The organism is Sinorhizobium chiapasense, from assembly GCF_045277575.1.
In the GTDB taxonomy this organism is placed as follows: domain Bacteria; phylum Pseudomonadota; class Alphaproteobacteria; order Rhizobiales; family Rhizobiaceae; genus Ensifer; species Ensifer chiapasense_A.
The window spans coordinates 1,752,756-1,775,055 of sequence record NZ_CP144206.1; the positions used below are offsets into that span (position 1 = coordinate 1,752,756).

21 protein-coding genes are annotated in these 22,300 nt (G+C 62.5%); 4 read left to right on the forward strand and 17 right to left on the reverse strand.

What is annotated here, in order from left to right; all coding sequences use genetic code 11:
* Window positions 1-128: 128 nt before the first annotated feature.
* The 3 genes from QM996_RS26930 to QM996_RS26940 form a co-directional block, all read right to left on the reverse strand.
* A complete protein-coding gene (locus tag QM996_RS26930) occupies window positions 129-1,670 on the reverse strand; it encodes an ABC transporter substrate-binding protein (RefSeq protein WP_334196952.1) in 1,542 nt (513 codons plus the stop codon).
* A gap of 123 nt (window positions 1,671-1,793) precedes the next feature.
* Window positions 1,794-2,426 (reverse strand): helix-turn-helix domain-containing protein, encoded by a 633-nt coding sequence (locus QM996_RS26935; protein WP_334196953.1) that lies wholly within the window; start codon window positions 2,424-2,426, stop codon window positions 1,794-1,796.
* Between the two features lie 176 nt (window positions 2,427-2,602).
* On the reverse strand, window positions 2,603-4,060 hold the full coding sequence (locus QM996_RS26940) for a M81 family metallopeptidase (RefSeq protein WP_334196954.1): 1,458 nt from the start codon (window positions 4,058-4,060) through the stop codon (window positions 2,603-2,605).
* 111 nt (window positions 4,061-4,171) lie between these two features.
* Between QM996_RS26940 and QM996_RS26945 the strand changes: the two genes are divergently transcribed.
* Both QM996_RS26945 and QM996_RS26950 read left to right on the forward strand, forming a co-directional pair.
* On the forward strand, window positions 4,172-4,996 hold the full coding sequence (locus tag QM996_RS26945) for a M55 family metallopeptidase (RefSeq protein WP_334196955.1): 825 nt from the start codon (window positions 4,172-4,174) through the stop codon (window positions 4,994-4,996).
* Window positions 4,997-5,019: 23 nt separating this feature from the next.
* The gene (locus QM996_RS26950; protein ID WP_334196956.1) at window positions 5,020-6,258 is read left to right on the forward strand and encodes an NAD(P)/FAD-dependent oxidoreductase; all 1,239 of its coding nucleotides are present in this window, start codon (window positions 5,020-5,022) and stop codon (window positions 6,256-6,258) included.
* An 18-nt stretch (window positions 6,259-6,276) separates the two neighbouring features.
* Here QM996_RS26950 and QM996_RS26955 read toward each other — a convergent pair whose 3' ends face one another.
* From QM996_RS26955 to QM996_RS27015, 13 genes are all read right to left on the reverse strand, one after another.
* Window positions 6,277-7,626 carry an MATE family efflux transporter gene (locus QM996_RS26955; protein WP_334196957.1) on the reverse strand — a complete coding sequence of 450 codons (1,350 nt, stop codon included), beginning with the start codon at window positions 7,624-7,626 and terminating at the stop codon, window positions 6,277-6,279.
* Window positions 7,627-8,205 (reverse strand): peroxidase-related enzyme, encoded by a 579-nt coding sequence (locus QM996_RS26960; protein WP_173519816.1) that lies wholly within the window; start codon window positions 8,203-8,205, stop codon window positions 7,627-7,629.
* A gap of 1 nt (window position 8,206) precedes the next feature.
* Window positions 8,207-8,707: a CMD domain-containing protein gene (locus QM996_RS26965; RefSeq protein ID WP_173519815.1), complete on the reverse strand. Its 501-nt coding sequence runs from the start codon at window positions 8,705-8,707 to the stop codon at window positions 8,207-8,209.
* 27 nt (window positions 8,708-8,734) lie between these two features.
* Window positions 8,735-10,204, reverse strand: coding sequence for an NAD(P)-binding domain-containing protein (locus tag QM996_RS26970; protein ID WP_334196958.1), 1,470 nt, complete (start codon window positions 10,202-10,204; stop codon window positions 8,735-8,737).
* A gap of 14 nt (window positions 10,205-10,218) precedes the next feature.
* Window positions 10,219-11,289, reverse strand: a complete 1,071-nt coding sequence (locus QM996_RS26975; RefSeq protein WP_334196959.1) for an ABC transporter ATP-binding protein — start codon at window positions 11,287-11,289, stop codon at window positions 10,219-10,221.
* 5 nt (window positions 11,290-11,294) lie between these two features.
* On the reverse strand, window positions 11,295-12,086 hold the full coding sequence (locus QM996_RS26980) for an ABC transporter permease (protein WP_334196960.1): 792 nt from the start codon (window positions 12,084-12,086) through the stop codon (window positions 11,295-11,297).
* A gap of 10 nt (window positions 12,087-12,096) precedes the next feature.
* Entirely contained in the window at window positions 12,097-13,077 is a 981-nt protein-coding gene (locus QM996_RS26985) for an ABC transporter permease (RefSeq protein WP_334196961.1), read from the reverse strand.
* Between the two features lie 76 nt (window positions 13,078-13,153).
* Window positions 13,154-14,254, reverse strand: a complete 1,101-nt coding sequence (locus QM996_RS26990) for an extracellular solute-binding protein (RefSeq protein ID WP_334196962.1) — start codon at window positions 14,252-14,254, stop codon at window positions 13,154-13,156.
* Between the two features lie 62 nt (window positions 14,255-14,316).
* Window positions 14,317-15,312, reverse strand: a complete 996-nt coding sequence (locus QM996_RS26995; RefSeq protein ID WP_334196963.1) for a LysR family transcriptional regulator — start codon at window positions 15,310-15,312, stop codon at window positions 14,317-14,319.
* A 122-nt stretch (window positions 15,313-15,434) separates the two neighbouring features.
* Complete coding sequence (tdh, locus tag QM996_RS27000) at window positions 15,435-16,469, reverse strand: L-threonine 3-dehydrogenase (RefSeq protein WP_334196964.1); 1,035 nt, start codon at window positions 16,467-16,469, stop codon at window positions 15,435-15,437.
* A 12-nt stretch (window positions 16,470-16,481) separates the two neighbouring features.
* On the reverse strand, window positions 16,482-17,669 hold the full coding sequence (locus tag QM996_RS27005; RefSeq protein WP_334196965.1) for a glycine C-acetyltransferase: 1,188 nt from the start codon (window positions 17,667-17,669) through the stop codon (window positions 16,482-16,484).
* 18 nt (window positions 17,670-17,687) lie between these two features.
* Window positions 17,688-18,779 (reverse strand): NAD/NADP octopine/nopaline dehydrogenase family protein, encoded by a 1,092-nt coding sequence (locus QM996_RS27010; protein WP_334196966.1) that lies wholly within the window; start codon window positions 18,777-18,779, stop codon window positions 17,688-17,690.
* Between the two features lie 121 nt (window positions 18,780-18,900).
* Window positions 18,901-19,146 (reverse strand): TOBE domain-containing protein, encoded by a 246-nt coding sequence (locus tag QM996_RS27015; RefSeq protein ID WP_500270406.1) that lies wholly within the window; start codon window positions 19,144-19,146, stop codon window positions 18,901-18,903.
* A 421-nt stretch (window positions 19,147-19,567) separates the two neighbouring features.
* On the opposite strand from QM996_RS27015, the gene QM996_RS27020 reads away from it, so the two are divergent.
* Window positions 19,568-20,482, forward strand: coding sequence for a LysR substrate-binding domain-containing protein (locus tag QM996_RS27020; protein ID WP_334196967.1), 915 nt, complete (start codon window positions 19,568-19,570; stop codon window positions 20,480-20,482).
* An 87-nt stretch (window positions 20,483-20,569) separates the two neighbouring features.
* A complete protein-coding gene (locus tag QM996_RS27025) occupies window positions 20,570-21,112 on the forward strand; it encodes a GNAT family N-acetyltransferase (RefSeq protein WP_334196968.1) in 543 nt (180 codons plus the stop codon).
* Here QM996_RS27025 and pobA read toward each other — a convergent pair.
* Window positions 21,106-22,278, reverse strand: coding sequence for a 4-hydroxybenzoate 3-monooxygenase (pobA, locus tag QM996_RS27030; RefSeq protein WP_334196969.1), 1,173 nt, complete (start codon window positions 22,276-22,278; stop codon window positions 21,106-21,108). The genes QM996_RS27025 and pobA overlap by 7 nt on opposite strands.
* Between the last annotated feature and the right edge of the window lie 22 nt (window positions 22,279-22,300).

Sequence of the window (22,300 nt, forward strand, 5' to 3'; positions counted from 1 at the left end):
CAGCCCTTCCGGCAGGAAAAACCCGCCCTAGCTTGGGAAACGATGAACCGTTGTCGCCACGGTCACTCTGACCGACGGCAGGCGTTCCGTGAAATGAGGTTGGCCAAGGCGCAGCTTGGCCCTATGCCTCATTCCGTTTTCGACATCGTTCCGAAGTTGTAGACCTGGATCAGCATGGGATTGTAGACATAGCCCTTGACTGCGGCGCGGCGGGCAAAGATGTCGTTCTTCTCCATGATGTAGAGATAGGGCGCGTCATCGGTCGAAAGCTTCTGCGCTTCGATGTAAAGCGCTTTGCGCTTCTCCTCGTCGACGATGGATCCAGCTTCCTTGACGAGCGCGGTCACCTTGCTGTTGCCGTAGAAGGAACGATTGCCCGGCCCACCCATTTTGTCCGCGTCGAACCAGTAGTTCATGAACATGTAGGGGTCGGCAAAGTCAGGCGTCCACGCGCCCGGCGCCATATCGAACTTGCCGTTGGCGACCAGTTCGCGCTTGGTCGTGTCGGCGACTGCCTGCAGATCGAGCTTGATGCCGATTTCCGCAAGCGAGGCCTGCAGCGCAAGGCCGACCGGCTCCCAGGCGGGATCGGCCTGCGAGAAGGTGTAGGTCAGGCGGATGTCACTCTTGCCGGATTCGGCAAGCAGCGCCTTGGCCTTCTCGATGTCGTATGTGTACTGGAAGCCTTGCGGGTCGTGTCCCCACATGCCGCTCGGCACCGCGCCGCGCATCTGCTTGGCCTGGCCGAGCATGATGCCGTCGATGATGCCCTGATAGTCGACCGCATAGGAAATCGCCTGACGCACCTTGGCATCGTCGAGCGGCGGCTGGCGGTTGTTCATGTAGATGTAGTTCACATACATGCTGGGATTGCTCTCGACGACGACGGAGGCATCCTTCTGCAGCGCCTCGGCCTGATCGAGCGGAATCTGTTCGATGATGTCGGCATCGCCGTTGGTCAGTTGCAGGCGGCGGGCCGAGACGTCGCCGACGATGCGGATGACCACCTGCTTCAGTGCCGGCTGGCTTCCGGCGTAGTGTTCGTTGCGGTTGAGAACGATGCTCTGGTTGCGCTCCCAGGAGGCGATGCGGTAGGGGCCGCTGCCGGCCGAATGTTCGGCGAGCCAGGCCTTCGCCATGTCGCCGTCCTTCTCATGCTCCATCACCTTGGGATTGATGATCGCGGCACCGGAGACGGCAAGCGTCGAGATAAAGGGCGCAAACGGCGCCGTCAGGTGAAATCTCACGGTCTGCGGATCGACGACCTCGACCTCCTTCAGCACCGGGAACGCATCGGAGGGGCCAGCCTTCAGCTTCATCAGCCGATCGAAGCTGAACTTGACGGCCGCGGCATCGACCGGCGAGCCGTCATCGAACTTGTGACTGGCCGCAATCTTGAAGGTCCAGACGAGACCGGCATCGTCGGCAGTCCAGCTTTCGGCGAGTTCCGGCCCGACTTCAGTCGAGGCGCCCTTGTAGGCGACGAGCCTTTCATAGGCAGCATAAGTGAGCGTGTAGCCGCTGTTGCTGATCTCAATACCGGGATCGGCCGTCGGCGGATCCTCCGCACGCGCCAGCACCAGCACGTCCTGCGCGGCCATCGCGCCGGAAAGCGGCGTCGATGCCAGAAGCAATGCAATGCCGATCGATTTCCACTTGAAACCGTTCATCTCGTAGTCCTCCCCAGAACTGCGGCGTGCGATGCCCTCCCGGCACCTACCGCAGTGCTAGACTAGGAAACGATTTTCCTAAGTGCAATATTTTTTCTTATCGTATTTGTTTTTTAGTTTCGATCAGCTTTTGAGCTTGATCGTCTGCGAATTTGCCAGCGTGGACACCAGCTCGGTTTCCGGGGTCGAGCAAACGCACAGGATCTGCGCCGGCTCTTCGCTGACACTCAGATAGGCGTGCCCCATCATGGCGTCGAAGTAGCAGGAATCGCCCTTCTTGAGTCGCAGGGGGGCATAGATCTCCGTGTGAAGCTCGAGTTCGCCGTCGATAACGTAGAAGAATTCCTCGCCCTTGTGCCGGATGAGCGGGCCGAACTCCTCGAGCGTGCGTGCCCGCGCCACCGCCAGAATAGGCACCATCGACTTCTTCGAAATCTCCGTACAGACATAGAGATAATCGTAGTTCTGCGTGATGATCTCCCGCCCGTCGCCGGACTTGGTATAGGTGCGCCGCCCAAGCATGTTGGGCGCGTCTTCAACGCCCGCCATGGTCCCGAAAAGCTCGACGATGTCGACCTTCAGGCCCTGGGCAAGCTGGATCAACCGGTCGTAGGTGAGCTGCATCTGGTTGTTCTCGACCTTGGAGAGGGTCGAGACCGCAAGCCCGGTCATGGAACTGACTTCGGCCAAGGTCCAGCGATTGCGGTTGCGAATATCCTTGAGGATATCGCCGAGGCTGGATTTCGCGTCGGTCATCGTTGGCGTCTCCATTTGCCTGCAGCCATCGAAGTGCTCGCCGGTCTACACCCGCCCGCAGCACAGAATCCGATTGGCATTATAGGAAAACCATTTCCTATAATACGTGACCGAAATCAACATCGTGTCGAAGGCAGTCCCTGCCCCACATCCACTTGCAGCGTTTCGCCGTCCGCCTACTCGGCGAACGGGTTGGCGATCCTTGGCCAGTAGGGGCGCTTCAGCTTGGTGAAGGCCAGGTCCTCGAAAGTCGGCTGCAAGGCGCCGGGCGCGCTCACATAGAGAATGTCGTGCGCGATCGGTTCGAAGCCGGCGCGGAAGTGGTTGCTGGATTTCACCACGACGATCTTCTTCCGTGCGGGATCCAGGCCCAGCGCCGTCATGCATTCCGGATGGAAGGTCTGGGTGCGCACGGTGTTGAGCACGATGTCGATGCTGCCGGACGAGACCCACACGGCATCGCCGATGGCAAGCGGCGTCGGCCCGAAGCGCTGGGTGATGCCGGACGCCACGCGCCTGACGGTCACCGTTAGATCGAGCGGGTCGCCGGAGGCGGGCCCGACCTTGCCGCCGATCCTCAGCGCCAATGTAGCGCCCTCTCCCGCCTCGCGGCACATGCGCACCGCAATCGGATCCCAGTAGAGGCAGGAAGCCACATCTTCGATGCGGCGCTCGATGATGCGGCGCAGAATGAAGGTCGAGTCTCCTGGAGCCCCCCCACCCGCATTGTCCGACACATCGGCGAGCACGACGGGTCCGGCTTTCGCGGCAACCGCCCGGTCCAGAGCGGCGTCGATGCCGAGATAGTCTCCCCGCATGTTTTCACGTGCCTCGAAAATTTCCCGGCCAAAGGACCCGGCGACACGCGTCGCCTTTTCCGGATCGTTGTCAGTCACAACGAGCATCTTGGCGCCGACATCTTCGACGTCGCCCCAGGGAAAGCCATGGCCAAAGGAGACCGACAGAACACCCTCCTGGCCCTCCATCGCCTTCATGCGATCAACAATGCCGCGCAACGGCGCGCGATGGGGATGGAAGGTGTTGATCATCCGGCAGTCATGGACGCCCATCGTCGGCTTCACTTCGCCCGCGAGCGTGCGCTCCATCAGCCGGAACAATTGCTCCGCAACTTCCTCGATGTCGGTATGCGGGTATTCCTTGTAGGTGGCAATCATGGTCGCATTGGCGAGCATGCGATCGGTGATATGGCAGTGGAGATCAAGTTCGGCCGCGACGGGCACATCCGGTCCGACCACCTGCCGGACATGCGCAAGCAGATCCCCTTCGACATCGTCGTATCCGTCGGCGACGCAGGCGCCGTGCAGGGCAAGCATGACGCCGTCAACCGGCATCGCTGCCCTGAGGTCGTCGAGAATGGTGGCGCGGAAGCTTTCATAGATCGCCCGCGTCGTCCTGCCGCCGGGCTCGGCCACGGCGCACAGGCTCTCGACCACATCCCAGCGATTTTCCTCAGCGGCGTTGCGCCAGACGAACATCTGGGACGAGCAGCAGTTGAGCGGTTTGCTGGTCGCATCGCCATAGGCGATCAGGTTCTCCCGGAAGGCCTCGAGGCCTGTCTGCATCGGCGAGAAGGTGTTGGTCTCGGTGTCCAGCCCCGCGATGAAAAGTTTCATTTTCGCCCCTTGCCTATCAAGAAAGATATTTTCTAATCATAAAACTATGTTTATCGTCGGAAAGTCAAATGCATTATCCGCGCCCGCGCGCGGCTGACCGGGGAGGCAGGAATGCGCATCTATATTTCCGCTGACATCGAGGGGATCGTCGGGGTCGTCAGTCGCGACCACCTGATGCCCGAAGGTTTCGAATACGAAAACGCCCGGCGCTGGATGACCGACACAGTGGTCCATGCCTGCGAAGCTGCGCATGAGGAAGGTGTAGAGGAAATCATCCTCAGCGATTCCCACGGAAATGGCGAGAGCATCCTGATCGACCGTCTGCCCGACTATGTGCAGGTTGTGCGCAGCTGGCCGCGACCGCTCATGATGATGCAGGGCGTCGAACTCGGCTCCTTCGTCGGCGCCATGCTTCTCGGCTACCACGCTGGAGCGAGCCATTTGGGCGGCGTGCTGTCGCACACGATCGGCGGTACGGCGTTCGCCGAAGTGCGGATCAACGGCGTCGTCATGCCGGAGGCCGGCATCAACGCCGCCATTGCCGGACATTTCGGCGTCCCGGTGCTGCTCGCATCCGGCGACAACCTCGCTCTGGAGGAGATCAGGGAGCGCATCGGCGACATCGTGACGGTGCCGGTCAAGCAGGTCTACAGTACACAATCGGCGATCACGCTGACCCCCGCCGTCGCCCATCGCCGCATCCGCGAGGGCGTCAAGTCGGCGCTGGCGAAAGCCGGCTCGGCCAAACCGTTCAAGCTGGAAAACCCTGTCCTTGAGATCGTCTTCCGCAACCGCCTTCCCGCCGAGTACCTCTCCTATCTCAAGGGCGTCGAACGCACCGACGGCTACACGATCCGCTATCAGGGCGACGACATGGTCGACGTGTCGCGCTTCATCCAGTTCGTGGTCGGCTACAACTCCCGCCTGACTTTCTGACACACTCTTCTTCGGTATCTACAATGACCACCTCTATCGTCCTCGGCGCCGGCATGGTCGGCGTCTCCACCGCGCTCGCCTTAAAGGAGGCCGGGCACGAGGTGGTGCTCATCGATCGCAAGGCGCCGGGCCGGGAAACCAGCTACGGCAACGCCGGCATCATCCAGACCGAGGCCGTCGAACCCTATGCCTTCCCCCGCTCGCTTGCCGAAATCATCAGGGTCGCTCTGAAGCGCGGCAACGATACGGACTGGCGGCTCGGCGACATGCCGCACCTGGCAGGGCCGCTTTGGCGCTATTTCACGCAATCGGCACCCACGCCCTATGCGAGAACCATCGCGGCCTATTCGAAGCTGGCGCTAAGGGCGAGCGACGACCACGCGCGCTTCGTCGAGCCAGCCAAAGCCGATGACCTGATCGTTCGCCAGGGCTGGCGCGCGGTCTACCGTTCACGCGCGAAACTCGACGCAGCTGCCGCGACCGCTTCGCGCCTGAAGCGTGATTACGGCGTGCCGTCGGCCGTGCTTACGTCCGACGAACTTGCGGCAAGCGAGCCTGCCCTCAAAAGCCGGCTGGCGGGCGCGGTCCACTGGACCTCGCCGTGGACCTGCCGCGATCCCGGCGAGCTGGTCGCGCGCTATGCCGCGCTCTTCGTCGCCCGTGGCGGGAAAGTCGCCCGGGGCGACGCCATGTCCCTGCAGCAGACCGGCGTCGGCTGGCGGGTCCGGGCGGAGGACGGCGACGTCACGGCTGAAAACGCGGTCGTCGCTCTGGGGCCGTGGTCACCGGTGCTCTTGGCGCGGTTCGGCTATCGTGTCCCCATGGTGTTCAAACGCGGCTATCATTGGCACTTTGGAGGCGAGGAAGGTCCTCGCATTTCGATGCTGGACGTCGATAGCTCCGCCCTCATCGCCCCGATGAACGCGGGGTGGCGGGTCTTGACCGGCGCGCACCTGGCGCCACTCGGCACCGCGCCGGCGTCGCGGCAGATACGGCACGCCGTCAGCGCCGCCCGCGAACTCTTCACGCTGCGCGAGCCCGTTGAAGCAACCCCGTGGTCGGGCACGCGCCCCTGCATGCCCGACATGTTACCGGTCGTCGGGCCCAGTCGGCACAAGGGCCTTTGGTTCCATTTCGGCCATGGGCACCAGGGCTTCACCCTGGGACCGACAACCGCGCTTCTCCTGGCGGAGCTGATTGACGGGCATCGCACCAATCCGCTGGCGCTGCCTCTGTTACCGTCGACCCGAGACTGGGCATAGCTGAACGCTGAAGCCCGGTCATTGCCACGCCGTCGAAAACGTACGGTCGGCGAGCCGCGGCAGCATCAGCCGGAAGGCGACGCTGCGGGCGCTTTGGAACAGGATCAGCGCGATCCACAAGCCGTCATTGCCGAACACGGGCTGCAGGATCGCCCAGGCGGCAAAATAGATCGCCAGTGACGCGACCATCAGGTTTCGCATCTGTTTCGACCACGTAGCGCCGATATAGACGCCGTCCATCTGGAAGGCGACGATGCCGAAGATCGGGAGAGCGGCGACATAGGGCAGGTAGGTATGCGCAAGCGCGGACACGCTCTCCGTCGGGGCGGTGATGCCGATCACCCAGTCGCCGGCCGCAAGCAGTGATAACGCGACGATCCCGGCAAAGATGAAGCCCCACATCGTGGTCAAGCCGACAGCCCGGTCGAAGGCCGGCCGGTAGCGCGCGCCGACGGCCCGGCCGGCCAGCTGCTCCGCCGCCGTTGCCACCCCGTCGAGAAAGGCGACACCGAAGAAATAGAACCGCAGCAGGATCGTATTGGCGGCGAGGATCTCGATGCCGAGCATGCCGCTCTGGCGAGTGAAGAAGGAGAGACCGATCAGAAGCGCGAAGGACCGGATCATCATGTCGCCGTTCACCGAGAAGGCGCGGCGAAAGGCGGTAAGATCCGGCGGGTTCCAGGCGGTCCGGTCGGTCTTTGTCCAGATGAGATAGAGCCCCGCCAGCGCCGTGACAGCCTCCGCCACCAACGAAGCCGCCGCAACACCCGCCACGCCCCAGCCAAGGCCGAGGGCCCAATGGACACTCAAGCCGGCGTTCAGTGCATTGAGCAGGGTTTGCAGGATCATGCCCCAGAGCGAATCGCCGCGCCCGATGATCCAGCCGAAGACCACGAAATTGAACAGAACGAAGGGCGCCGACCACACGCGCCAGACGAAATATGTGGCGGCCGCCTCGGCCATTTTCCCCTCCGCTCCCATAACGGCAAGACCGAGCGCGCCGATCGGCTTTTGAAGCAGAAGCAACGCCAACCCCGCCACCAGCGCGATGATGAGCCCGCTTGCGAGCATGCGCTGCTCTTCGCGTCGATCACCGGCGCCGAGCGCCTGGGCGGTAAAGCCCGTGGTCGCGCCGCGCAGGAAATTGAAAGTGACGAAGATGACGTCGAAGATGACGGTGGAAAGCGCCACGCCGCCGATCAGAGTCTCGTCACGCAGCTGGCCGATAACACCGGTCGCAACGAGCCCGACCAGCGGGCTCGACAGATAGGCGACCATCATCGGCAGCGCGATGCGGAGCACGTCGCGATGCGCGATGTCGAAGGGGCGGATCGTCACCGCAGTATGGTCGCAAGGCGCGTGTTTCACTCAATCCAGCCGGTGTGGTTCGCCGAGCGTATGCATCAGGCGGTTGGCCCAGCCGAAGATCGCAACCGCATGAATGAGATCGAGGATCTGGAGGTCGTCGAGGCCTATCTCGCGCAGATGGTAGAACTGGTAGGCGCCGACATTGTCCGGGTGGGCCGTCAGGTCGACGCCGAAATTGAACAGCGCCTGCTCGAACTCCGGCAGGTTCGCGTCGAGGCCGCTGCCATAGATCTCGTCCACCACCTCCGGCCGCTTTTCGAGCTGGATGTAGCGCGCGGCGTGGACCGAAGCGCAGTAGATGCAGCGGTTGACGAAGGACGCGGCAAGCGCACCAATCTCGCGACCGCCGCGGGAGAGGCCGCCCTCGCTATACATGATGTCGTTGAAGAGCGGCGTGCGCTCCTTCAAGGTTTCCGGCTCGTTGGCAAGAACCAGCACATAGTCCGAGATTTTCTTGTTGGAAGGCGTAATCTTCAGCGCGTCGAGCTGTTCGGCTGTCGCCGTATCGACATCGACCGGCTTGACATAGGGCTTCCAGTCGAGCGCTTCGACGGTGAATTCGTGCACGGCTTGTGACATGTTAGTTATCCCTCAGCATCTTGAGGCCAGCCACCACCAGCACCTGATAGTTCACGAAGGCGATAAGCCCGGCGAGTGTGACGATGTCCCGGTCGTCGAGGCCGGCCGCAAGAAGCTTTTCGATATGGGCGCGCGTCGCCTCCTTTGGTGAAAGCGTGACCAGATCGACATGGGCGAGAATCGCCTGAAGGCGGGGATCTTCGGTGCCGTTGCCAGGATCGGCAATCGACGCCAACCCGGAGCCCTCCTCCTCGCGTTCGAGCAGCGCCCGGAAATGCGCGGCAAGTTCCTGCGACTTCCAGAGTGCCGCCATACGCGCGGCAAGTGCCGCCCTCAGCGCATAGGAGAAGTTGCGCGGCTCGGCGGGGCGAAGGGCTGCCTGATAGCTCGTCTGGCTCAAGTGTTTCAGTTTCGCCCGTTGTTCGCGCAGCGCCTGCAGGTCGGGAAAGCGATCGAGCCCGAGCACGGTGTCGATCACGTCATTCGTCGATGGTGAGGTCATTGTTTTTCCAGTCCTCTGAAATGAGGTTCATGCCGTCTTCTGTGCCGGCGCCGGCGCGTCGGCATCGACCCATTCGGTCCCGTCGAGCTCCGGCTTTTCGTAGGCGATCAGCGCTTCCCAATGGTAGTCGACGTCGCGGATGAAGAGCGAGGCGGCAACCCCGCGCGCCAGCCAGAGGGCGCCTTCGCTGATGGCGGGGATGTCGCCGCTGACCTTGCCGACGCTGACGGAGGCACCGTAGTTGAAGCAATGGATGTCCTTCAGCCAGGGCGCCGTTCCGGACTCCTTCTCGGTGAAGGAGAAATCCGCGTTCAGCCAGGGGAAGCGCCCGAGCCCAGGGTTTTCTTCGCCCGGCGGCGGCGCATAGCGATCCTCCCAGCAGGCGATCCGGTCCTGATAGGGGGCAAGCTCGCTACGGCTCATCGGATCGATCGAGAAGCCGGTGCCGAGGATGACGAAATCGGTGCGGAAGATGCGACCGTTGGTGGTGGTGATGACGACCTCGCCGCTCTCCTCCTTCATCGAGCGGATGCCGCAGCCGAAATGGAAGTAGGCGTTCGGATGCCGGCTGACACGCAGTGTCGAATTGTGCGGCGCCGGCGTCTGCTGCTTGGCCGCATAGTCCATCAGCCGCCAGCGCCATTCAGGAGAAATCTCGGCAAAGCCTGCGGTGACGCCATAGGAGCCGATGCCCATCAGCTTGTTGACGGTCGGCATTTCCTTGCGGCGGGCGAGAAGCCGCACCTCTCCTGCCCCCTGCTCCAGGGCCTCCGCCGCATTATCCACCGCCGAAGCGCCGACGCCGATGACGACGACACGTTTGCCCTTCAGACGAACGAAGTCGATGTCGTCGGCCGAATGCGCCCAGGACCTGTGCCGCTCCATTCCCTTGACGAAGTCGGGAATGGTCGGCTCGCCGAGCCCGTCGCGGCCGGTCGCCATCACCAGCTTGCGGGTGATGATCGCAGGCTTCGCGCCGCCGGCGATTTCAAGCTCCAGCAGACCGTCGGTGCGCGGCACGATGCGGGTGACATGGGTATCGTTTTCGACCGGAACATCCATGACCTCGCGATACCAGCGCAGGTAATCCATCCACATCGGCCGCGGGATACGGAACAGTTCGTCCCATTCCGCTTCGCCATTAAGTGCGGTGAACCAGGCGCGAAAGCTGAGCGAGGCAATACCCAGCGCCGGGCCGAGAAGGTTCTTCGGCGAGCGCAGCGTCTCCATGCGCGCATAGGTAACCCAGGGCCCCTCGAAACCCTTCGGCGCACGATCGACGATGCGCAGATTGGCAATGCCGGCGCGCGTGAGCGCATGCCAGGCAACGAGCCCGCACATACCGCCGCCGATCACCACCACGTCGCTCACGGCATCGCCCGCCGCCGTCGTCACAGGCTTCGACCAGTTGGCCGGCGGATAGTTGAGATAGCTCAGATCCTGCCTTACGCGCGCATTGAGCTCGGCAAGCCGCTGCCTGTTTTGACTGTCGGTCATCCCCGGTCTCCCTTTCATTTCGCCAGCAAGACGGCGTCGCTGTCGCGCCAACCCACCCAGACGTCGTCTCCTTCGACATGTGAAAGTGCCACCGGGTCGATCTGCGCCAAGAGCGTGCTCCCGTTGTCGAGCGTGACGGTCAGCGACGTGTGGGCGCCCTTGAAGACGCGCTGGTTGATACGCGCTTTGAGCGACGGGCGATCTTCGGGCTTGCGCGACAGGCAGAAAACCGCCTCCGGACGCAGCGCCAGGGTGACATGGTCTCCCGGGATCGGCGCCGTGCCGTTCACGTCCGCGTTCACGACGTTGCCGCGCCACTGGACCGCGGCGATCTCGCCCGAAACCGATACGATCGTGCCCTCGAGAAAATTGCTCTGGCCGATGAAGTTCGCGACGAAGCGGCTGCGCGGCCGGGCATAAAGCTCGTCCGGTCCGCCCATCTGCTCGATCCTGCCCCTGTTCATCACAACGATGACATCGGACATGGTGAGCGCCTCTTCCTGGTCATGGGTGACGAAGATGAAGGTCTTGCCCGTCTTCTTTTGGATCGATTTGAGCTCGATCTGCATCTGCTGGCGCAGCTTGGCGTCGAGCGCCGAAAGCGGCTCGTCGAGGAGCAGCACGTTCGGATCGGGAGCCAACGCCCGCATCAACGCCACGCGCTGGCGCTGTCCGCCGGAGAGCTGCGCCGGCATGCGCTCGGCATGGTCCTCAAGCGAGACAAGAGAGAGAAGCTCGGTGACCCGCCTGTGGATCGCGGCACTTTCCATGCCCTTCAGCTCCAGACCGAAGGCGATGTTACGGCCGACCGTCAGGTGCGGGAAGAGCGCATAATCCTGGAAGACGATGTTGACGTTGCGCTTGTTCGGCGGCAGGTGCGAAATCGGCTTGCCTTCGAGGTAGATTTCCCCCGACGTCGGGCTGTCGAAACCGCCGAGCATGCGTAGCGTCGTCGACTTGCCGCAGCCTGAAGGGCCGAGCAGCGTGACAAACTGGCCGGGCGCGATCGAAAGATCGAGATCATCGACAGCGGTAAGCGCTCCATAGGACTTGTTGACGTTCTTGAAATGGACGACAGGTTGCATTCGCGTCAGCTCCTGGAACGGCGGGTGAAATGCTCGGCGTAAAGGCCGATGGCGGTGGTGACGACGAGCACGATGGTCGCCATGGCGTTGATTTCCGGCGACATGCCGCCTTGCACCTTGGCGAAGATCAGCATGGGCAGCGTCGGCTGGTAGCCGCCGAGGAAGAAGGTGCGGACGAAGTCGTCGATGCTGGTCAGCACGCAGAAGATCATGCCGCCGAAGAGCGCCGGCATCAGATAGGGGATGGTGACGCGCAGGAAGGCGATGAAGGGGTCGGCCCCGAGATCGCGCGCCGCGTCCACCAAATTGGCCGGCATCGAACGCAGCCGCGTCAGAACCATGATGACGACGAAGGGCACGGCATGAACCGCATGCGCGAGGATGATTGCGAAGGTCCCGGTCGGGATGTCGACGGCACGGATGAAGATGCGCATCGAGATCGCGTTGATCAGCCCCGGCACGACGGCGGGCAGACAGGCAAGCGCGAAGATCACCGCCTTGCCCCAGATGTTTTCCGCCGACACGAGAAGCGCGATCCAGACGCCGATGATCGTCGCCGAGACCGTGGTGGCGAGCGCGATGCCGAGCGAATAGAGCGAGGCTTCGAGGAACTGCTTGTCCTGGACCACCTTGCCGTACCAGGAAAGCGTCCAGTTGCCGATCGGGAAGGCGATGAAGTTCGCGTCCTTGAAACTCATCGCCGTCATCAGCGCCAGCGGCAAGACCAGATAGACGGCGAAGATCCAGTAGGAGGCGCCGAGCGCGGTTTTCGGAAGGTCATTAAAATAATTTCGCATCGGTCCGCCCTCACATCAGCCGGACGGAGCGGCCGCCGACGACCCGCATGAACAGCCCGACGGTCGTCAGCGACACCACCAGCATGATCATCGAGAAGGCGGCACCTTCCGGCCATTTGTCGTTCGACCCGTGGAAGAGGGTCGCGATGACCTCGGGAAAGATCACCGCATTGGGGCCACCGAGCAGCAGCGGTGCTGCGAAGACGCCGACGGCCGTCAGGTAGACGAGGCTGCAGCCGGAGACGATGCCGTCCTTGGAAAGCGGCAGGATGACCCGGCGGAACCGCTGGAGGGGTCCGGCGCCGAGGTCGGCGGCTGCATGGATCAGCGGCGTCGGGATCTTCTCGATCGCCGAATAGAGCGGCAGGAGCATGTAGAGCGCGAGCAGATAGATGACGCCGAAGCTCAGCGAAAAGAAGGTGTAGAGCATCGGGATCGGCCGGTCGATGAAGCCGAACTCGCGCAGGACCACGTTCAGCGCCCCGCGGTTGGCAAGCAGCATGATGACGGAGAAGGTGCGGATCAGTTCACCGGCCCAGAAGGGTATGAGCAGCAACAACAGGGCCCGCATCCGGTTCTTCGGCTGCACCACCTTCGCCACGTAGTAGGCAACGGGGTAGACGATCACCAACGTCGAGATCGTCACCACAGCGGCAAAGATCAGGCTGCGGACGAAGGGCAGGAAATAGAGCCGGTCAGAAAAGAACAGCCCATAGTTCGCAAGCGTATATTCGCTGCTTTTGTCCGGCTGAGGCGGGTAGTTGGCAAGAAGGCTGATATTGGCCATCTGCAGGATCGGGCCGATATGCAGCATGGCGATCCAGACAAGTGGCACTCCGGCGAGCACGGCGAGACGCACGCGCCGGCTTTCGACGAGAAGTCCGATTGTATGGCGATAAAGCCCCGAACGCGCCGTCCTGCCGATCCAACCGGCATAGCGCGGCACCATCGACAAACCGACGGATGGCGGTTGTATTGTCGTATCCAGCATTCTCTTTGTTCCCGGCTCTGGAAGAGTCCATTTTTTAAAGGCGACCGGCCGCAGCCGATCGCCCGAATTTCAGACGTCAGGCTGCCTTGATCTCGGCGGCGGCCTTGTCGATCATCTCGTTCTTCATGTCGCGGTTGACCGAGCTGAAGAACTGGATGCGTTCGACCTGCTCGGGCGGCAGCGACAGCGCGGCGCGCTCCTTGTCGTCCAGCACCTTGTCGACGCCTTCGAAGGCCGACGAGAAGCCGGACTGGCGAGTCATCGCAGCGCCGATCTCCGGCGAAGACAGGATGGCGTCGAGGAAGGTGTAGGCCGCGTCGGCGTTCGGTGCGTTGTTGACGATGTTGAACGAATAGAGGAAGCCGAAAGTGCCTTCCTTCGGCACCGAGATCTCGATCGGATGTCCGTCCATGACGAGCTTGGCGGCCGGCCCGGACCAGGCCTGCGCCAGGTAGATGTCCTCGTTGACGAACATCTGCTGCAGCTCGGAGCCGGCATCGTAATACTTGCGAACCTTGTCCTTGTGCTGGATGAGGAAATCGCGGGCCTGGTTCGTCGCCGCCTGCGCGACATCCGGCTTGTCGCCATAGGTCACGTAGTCGCCGTCGTTGCCCTGGTAGCGCATGACGATCGAGAGGAAGTCGCTGACGATATAGGACGTCAGGTTCTTGTTCTCGTCATCGAACATGATGCTCCAGCTGTCGGAGGCCTTGGCGTATTCGGTGTTGCGTACGAGGCCCTCGAAGCCCGCAAGCAGCGGCACGCCGAAGGTCTTACCGTCGACGGTCAACTGCGGCGCGCCCTTGTAGGCGGCGGCGAGCTTGTCCCAGTTCTTCAGCCGCCCGGTGTCGAGCGTCGCCAAGAGGTTCGACTTCATGAACTGTGAGAGGCGGTGTCCGGTCACGGTCACGATGTCGGTGGAGGGTGCGGCCCCCTCCGCGGTCAGGAGGTTGTACTGCTTTCCCTGGTCGTCGGTCAGCCGAATGCGCACCTCGATACCGGTATCCTTCTGGAACTGGTCGATGAAGGACTGCGGTACGAACTTGTCATAGGTCGTGATGTTGACGACCTTGCTCTGTGCGAAAGCCGGGCGAAGGATCGAAGGCGCAGCAAGCACGCCAGCCCCAGCCGCCAGCAGCTTCATTGCCGATCGGCGGGTTACGTCAAAATTGTTCATCTCGTTCTCCTCATTTTAGCAGGCTCAATTTCCGTGTGAGCGTTTAGAGCTTTTGCTCCCCTTTATTCCGCCGCCGGGTTGTCCGGCAGCGCACCGATGCCGGCCTTCCTGCCGGCAAAGCTCCTTTCGGCGATACGCGCCATCTGCTTGGGATCGTGGACGCTAAGATCCGGTATCCGCTCCGAGGCGATCCGCGCTATCAGTTGAATGAGTTCCCGGACGCCGGCAGAGAGCGGGCGCGAACCTGCCGACAGGATTGCCCACAGGAAGGGGATCTCGACATCGAGCGGCCGAACGACGATCGGCGCCGATTGCAGGCCGTAGGCCGTCGCCGGCTCGATGATCGCCACGCCAAGGCCGAGTGATGCGATCTGCACGGCGTTGTTTGCCGCGTTCGTCGCGATGATCCGATTGGGCCGCACCCCGGCTGCATCGAGCGCTTCATCGACGCTATGGCGGAGCCGAAACGGATTGGACATCGTGACGAGCGCGCGCCCGGCAAGATCGGCGATCGAGATCACGTCCTTGGCGGCCAGCGGATCGTGCGGCGCAACTGCAGCCACGCAACGGCCTTCGAAGAACCCTTGTACCTCCAGGCCCGGCTGGTCTGCCGGCAGCGAGGTCACGCAGAAATCCGCCGTGCGGGCGAACACCGACTGAACGGCAGCCTCGGCCGGCATGCTGCGAAGATTGATCGTGTGCGGCAGCAGTTGTTCCGGCAGTTCTGCGAGCGCGATCGGAATGATGCCGCTGGCGAACGCCGGGGTCGCGGCGATCTCAATCGGCTCGGGCTCCTTGTCAGCGATTGCCTTGGCGCGGTTGCGCAGATGGCCGATGCCGCTGACGAAACGCTCCGCATCCTCATGGAAGGCAATGCCCTTGTCGGTCGGCGCGATCCTCGGGCCATTTCGCTCGAACAGCGCAAAGCCGAGCGACGTCTCAAGATCCTGGATCAGGCGCGTCACCTGCGATTGCGAGCGGTCAAGCAGCCGGGCGGCACCGGTAATGCTGCCCGTCGACATAACGGCGAGAAAGGCCTCGAGATCGCGAACTTCCATGGGCTATCATGCGCTCCTTGCATTGTAGGCATTCAATAGTGCATAAAACGCATTCTCAGTTCTAGTGACAAAAGACAATTTTTCTCGACGAGGCGATCCGAGATCGACCGGCCCGTCGAGCCTTACCAGTCCATCACCACCTTGCCGGAATTGCCGGAGCGCATGGCCTCGAAGCCGTCGCGGAACTCGTCGATCTTGATGCGGTGGGTGATGACCGGGGAAAGGTCAAGCCCGCCCTGGACGAAGGCGATCATCTTGTACCAGGTCTCGAACATCTCGCGGCCGTAGATGCCCTTGAGGTTCAGCATCTTGAAGATCACCTTGTTCCAGTCGATCTCGAAGCCGGCCGGCGCAATGCCGAGGATGGCGATCTTGCCGCCATTGTTCATCTTGTCGATCATGTCGCGGAAGGCCGGTGCGGCACCGGACATTTCCAAGCCGACGTCGAAGCCCTCGGTCATGCCGATCGCCTTCATCACGTCGGCAAGGTTTTCCTTGGAGGCGTCGACGACGTGGTCGATGCCGACGCTTTTCGCAAGCGCCAGCCGTGTCGGGTTGATGTCGGTGATGACCACCTTGCGGGCGCCGGAGCGCTTGGCGACCAGCGCCCCCATGATGCCGATCGGCCCGGCGCCGGTGACGAGCACGTCCTCGCCGACGAGATCGAAGGAAAGCGCCGTGTGCACGGCATTGCCGAACGGGTCGAAGATCGCGGCGATCTCATCGGGCACGTCGTCCGGGATCGGCACGACGTTGTATTCCGGCAGGCAGACGAACTCGCCGAACGAGCCCGGCCGGTTGACGCCGACGCCCAGCGTGTTGCGGCACAGATGCCCGCGGCCGGCACGGCAGTTGCGGCACTTGCCGCAGACGATATGCCCCTCGCCCGACACCCGTTCGCCGACATGGTACTTGGTGACGGCCGAACCGACCTCGGCAATCTCGCCCATGAACTCATGGCCGACGACCATCGGCACCGGTATCGTCTTCTGCGCCCACTGGTCCCAGTTCCAGATGTGCACGTCGGTGCCGCAGATCGCCGATTTCTTGACCTTGATCAGCACGTCGTTCGGGCCGATCTCCGGCACCGGCACACGCTCCATCCAGAGACCTTCTTCCGGCTTCGACTTGACCAGCGCCTTCATCATGTTCGTCATCAGTCCCTCCCCTCAGATCACCCCGAGCTCGCGGCCGACCTCTTCGAAGGCGGCGATCGCCCGGCGCACGTCGTTTTCGCTGTGCGCCGCCGACATCTGCGTGCGGATGCGCGCCTGCCCCTTCGGCACAACCGGGAAGGAGAAGCCGATGACATAGACGCCCTTCTTCAGCATGCGTGCCGCCATCTCCTGGGCGAGCGCCGCATCGCCGAGCATGACCGGGATGATCGGATGCCCCTCGCCGGCAAGCGTGAAGCCGAGCTTCGACATCTCGGTGCGGAACAGCGCCGCATTGGCATAGAGCCGCTCGCGCAGCGCATCGCCGTTCTCGATCAGATCGAAGACCTTGAGCGAGGCCGCAGCGATCACCGGCGCCAGCGTGTTGGAGAACAGATAGGGGCGTGAACGCTGCCGGAGCCAGTCGACGACCTCGGCCTTGGCCGAGGTATAGCCGCCGGAGGCACCGCCGAGCGCCTTGCCAAGCGTGCCGGTGATGATGTCGACCCGGCCCTCGACGCCACAGTGCTCCGCCGAGCCGCGGCCATTCGTGCCGACGAAACCGACCGCATGGCTGTCGTCGACCATGATCATGGCGCCGTATTTGTCGGCAAGGTCGCAGACCCCTCTGAGATTGGCGATGATGCCGTCCATCGAGAACACGCCGTCGGTGGCGATCAGCTTGAAACGGCTGCCCTCGGCCTTCTTCAGTTCCTCCTCCAGCGCCGCCATGTCGTTGTTGGCATAGCGGAAGCGCTTGGCCTTGGAGAGACGCACCCCGTCGATGATCGAGGCATGGTTGAGCGCGTCGGAGATGATCGCGTCCTCTTCGCTAAGCAGCGTTTCGAACAGGCCGCCATTGGCATCGAAGCAGGAGGAATAGAGGATCGTGTCTTCCATGCCGAGGAACGACGAGATGCGCGCCTCGAGCTGCTTATGCTCCTCCTGCGTGCCGCAGATGAAGCGTACCGACGCCATGCCGTAGCCGTAGCGGTCGAGCGCCTTCTTGCCGGCCTCGGCGAGCTCCTCGTTATCGGCAAGGCCGAGATAGTTGTTGGCGCAGAAATTGAGCACACGGTCGCCCGAGGCGACCGCGATTTCACCCGCCTGCTTCGAGGTGATGACACGCTCGGACTTGTAAAGCCCGGCCGTCTTCAGGCCCTCGAGTTCGGAACGGAGATGCGACAGGAAGCGTTCGTTCATTCAGGCATGTCCTTCGGCTCAACCGGCAGCGGCAATGGGCGGAAAGCCGGTGCGGCACAGGGCGTCGAGACCTTCGAGACCCAGTCGCTCGAGGCCCAGTTCGGGCAGGAGATCGTTCTCGCCTTCGAAGTCCCGGCCATACATGGCCGAGAAGATACGGATGCCTGATTCATGCAGGATCGCCGGGCAGCCGGCGAGGCGCGCCAGCTGCGCCGTGACCACCAAGCCGAAGGGGACATCTTCCGTCACGTAGCGGCTGTCCGCTGTCGCAGGGCCGGTACCGTTGTTTCCGGCCTGGTACATTTCCTGGTTCATCTGCGAGATGGTACTGACGGGCACATGGAACGACAGGTGGAAATGCTGGAAGATGTCGCGCACCTTCAGGTCCAGCTTCTCGGCTATGGCCAGGCGCTCGCGATCGAGCGTCTCCAGAAGGCGGCCGATATTGGGGGTGACGTTTTGCGCCTGCACCCAGCTTTCCCCGCGCTCCATGCGCGACATGTTGCCGAGCGCGATGCCGAGGTGATTTTGCGGGTTCAGGTTCGAAAGGGCGATCGCCAGCAGGCTGCCGCGGTCGACGAAGTGTTCGCCGAACAGCGCCGTGCAGACCGCACGCCCGCGCGCACTCTCCGATGTGGGAACGGTCGCCAGGTCGACCTGCTTGCGGATCGTATTTACGTGCACTACCGCCGGGCCGAGCTTTCGGCCGCTGACGATCGTCGTGCCCCAGGCAACGATCGGCACGGTGATACCGCGCGCCGCAAGCAGCGACGAAAGATAAAGCGCTCCGAACGAGGTATGCGAACTGAAGATCACGACCTGCCCGGCCGTCAGATGCGGCGCGATCGCGTCCAGCACGAAGCGGTGGCCGTAGGCCGGCAGCGCGATGAGGACCGCATCCGCATCGCTTACCAGATCTTCCGCGCTTTCCGCAACGGCCGGAAGGAAGGTGCCTTCGAGGGCACCTTCGGCCGTCAGGCTTTCTCCCTCGGCAAGTGCCAGGGTTCCCGTGCCAGACGGCGACCAGAGCGTTGCCTTGTGTCCGAGCTTTTCCAGAAGGGCGGCAGTGCCGAAGGCAATAGAGCCAGCACCCGCAATACCTACACGCATGTCGTTTCCATTTCATTTGATAGTCGGTGACGGGCACCGCCCGCCGTCGAGACGTCGTTTCTATGAAGCGTTGCCGGACGAAATGAGCCTGGTCGCCTCCGAGGACCAGCCAAGCCAGATGTCATCGCGGCTGAACCCTTCCACTTCGCTCGGACGAACGAGCGCGTTGAGTACATGCCCCTCGCCGATTTCGACGTTGAGCGATGTATGGTTGCCCTTGAAAAATGCGTTGGCGGATGCGCCCCTTCACCCGGTTGGCGACGCCCGGTTCGCCTGCCGAACATTGGATCGCTTCCGGCCGCAGCACGACGTAGATCGCGTCACCGGCCTTGGGCGGCAGCCTGCCGGCGGAAGCCTTAATAGTCATGCCGTTCCATCGGATTTGCGCCTTCCGCCGTCAGCAGGCTGTAGCGGCGAGCACCGCAACGCCACCTGCGCCCATTAGCGTGAGCGCGTTCCTGCGATTGATTTTCTGCCCGAATACCATTGTTCCTCCGCTCGCCTCCCAGCGTGACTTGATGGCGCCGGTGTTCGCATGCGCGCTCTTCCGGTCCTGTCGCCAATCGCGCAACCGGATCGATCCGACTGCAGCCTGCCTATAGATAGGCGCAGCAAATTTGACCCGTCTAATTGCTTTTGAGCCTGCGTCCATTCCAAAAGGTTATAGCCAGACATCTAAGCCGGAACCGCGAAGGGCTATGTTTTGCCGAGGTCTCGAGGCGCTGGATTGTCAACCTCTGCGCGCAAAGCTAGGGTGAAGGTAGGTCGGCCCTGTGAGAAGTTATGGAATGAAGCGCGCACCGAACCTGCGACAAATCGAGGCTCTCAAAGCCGTGATCGAATGCGGCACCGTCAGCCGTGCCGCGGAAGTTCTGCATATCTCGCAGCCCGCGGTGAGCAAGCTCCTGGCGCATCTCGAAGAAGATACGGAGCTTGAACTGTTCGACCGCATCAAGGGGCGGCTCATTCCTTCGGAGCATGGGATGCGGCTCTACAAGGAAATCGATCGAGTGTTTGCCGGCATCAAGCAGATCGAGCGTGCTGTCGATCTGATCCGGCGCGAGGAACTCGGGCAGATCTCGGTCGGCGTGATGCCGGCGCTTTCCGGCCTCTTCATCAGCCACACCAACAAGCGCTTTCTCGCCCGGCACAGCGATGCCTATATCTCGGTGGTGATCCGCAGTTCGCAGTTCATCGTCGAATGGCTTCTGTCCAAGCAGGTGGATATCGGCCTCATCAACCGCAATACGGACAACCCCTATATCGAGTGCGTTCCGCTCCGTGGCGGAGACCTCGTCTGCATCGCGCCGCGCGATCATCGCTTCGCTGCGAAACGGGAGATCGTGCCCGGCGACATCCACGGCGAACCCTATATCGGCTTTGCAGCGGACAACCGCATCCGGCAGAAGATAGAAAGCACACTCGATAGCTACGACACCCGCCTGAACTACATCATGGACGCGACCCTTGCGCCGGCGGTGTGTGAAATGGTCGCCAATGGACTGGGGATCGCCATCGTCGATCCGGTATTCGCTTTTGGCCAGCGCGACCGGCTGACGATCAAACCTTTCGTTCCCAGCATCGCATCGGATCTCAGCCTCTGCTGGCTGCGCGATACGAGAAACCGTCACCTGGTCGACGCCTATGTCGAGGCAACCCGCGCCACGGTCCAGGATATGCGGCTGACGATGGATGCCATCTGAGGCTGCGCGCGGCGGCCTGCCGGATTTCGCGGCTTTACAAGCTTCGGTCTGCAACCGAGATTGCGGTTCCGACAGAATTGGTGATCGATGCCGAGCGCTCCCCTCCTCGTTGACGCATTTTCCGAAGCGCACATTCCCGAGATGCTCGATTGGTTTTCGAGCCTCGAAGCCCTGGTACAGTGGGGCGGCCCCGGCCTTTCCTTTCCGCTGGAAGCAAGAGAACTCGATGCCATGCTTGCGCAGACAGCAGGCACCGAGCCCGAGCGCTTCATGTTCGCCGGCCTGGTCGACGGCAAGCTCGCCGGCCATGCACAGGTCGCGCTTGATTGGCAGAACGGTGTCGGCCGCCTCAGCCGGGTTGCCATTAACCCGGCCCTGCGCGGTCGCGGCCTCGCCCGGCCGTTTCTGCGTGAGGTGACCGAGCGGTTCTTCGCCAACCCCTCTTTCGAGCGGCTGGAACTCAACGTCTACACCTTCAACGAGGCGGCGATCCGCACGTACCGCAGCCTCGGCTTTCGCGAGGAAGGCGTCCGGCGGTCCTCGGCCAAGGTTGGGGATGCCCGTTGGGACACAGCAATCTACGGACTGCTCAGAGGCGAATGGCCCGAGCGCGCCATCTCTTCTCAGTAAGGCAATCCGACGTAGTTCTCGGCCAGCACCGTCTCGGCGGCAATCGAGTGGGTGAGGTAGTCGAGTTCGGCTTCCTGGATCCTCTGGTCGAAATCGCCGGTGTCCGGGAAACGATGCAGCATGGTGGTCATCCACCAGGAGAACCGCACCGCCTTCCAGACACGCGCGAGCGCCCGCGCCGAATAGGCATCGATCCCTGCATTCGAGTGATCCTGATAATGCTCGAGCAGGCCTTCGAAGAGATAATGAACGTCGCTGGCCGCGAGGTTCAGCCCTTTCGCCCCGGTCGGCGGCACGATATGGGCGGCATCTCCGACCAGGAACAAACGACCGAAACGCATCGGCTCGGCGACAAAGGAACGCAGCGGCGCGATCGACTTTTCGAACGAAGGACCGGTCACCATCGCCTCGGCATGGTGCTGCGGCAGCCGCCGGCGCAACTCGTCCCAGAAACGTTCGTCGGACCAGTCCTCGATCCTTTCGCTCACGGAGCATTGAATGTAGTAGCGGCTGCGCGTCTGCGAGCGCATCGAGCAGAGTGCGAAACCGCGGGGGTGGTTGGCGTAGATGAGTTCATGATCGACGGGCGGCACGTCGGCCAGAATGCCGAGCCAGCCGAAGGGATAGACCTTCTCGAAGGTGCGAAGCGCATTTTCGGGGACCGACTTGCGGCTGACACCGTGAAAGCCGTCGCAGCCGGCAATGAAGTCGCAATCGATGCGCTGCGTCGTGCCATCCTTCTCGAAAGTGACGTAGGGCCGATGGCCGTCGAAATCATGCGGTTCGACATTGCCGGCTTCATAGATCGTCGTCGCACCCGATCGCTCGCGATGTTCCATCAAGTCACGCGTCAGTTCCGTCTGGCCATAGACCATGACGCGCTTGCCACCGGTCAGATGCAACAGATCGATGCGGTGGTCGCGACCGTCGAAGGCAAGCGAGAAACCGTCGTGCGGAAGACCCTCCTTGTGCATTCGTGCGCCGGCCCTGGCGCGATCCATCAAGCCGACCGTCCCTTCCTCCAGCACGCCGGCGCGCACGCGGCCGAGGATGTAGTCCTTGCTGACGCGGTCGAGAATGACGTTGTCGATACCGGCTTCGCTCAGCAATTGCCCAAGCAAGAGCCCGGATGGGCCCGACCCGATGATGACGACCTTGGTGCGCATGCTCTCCTCCAGAATTGTCTTT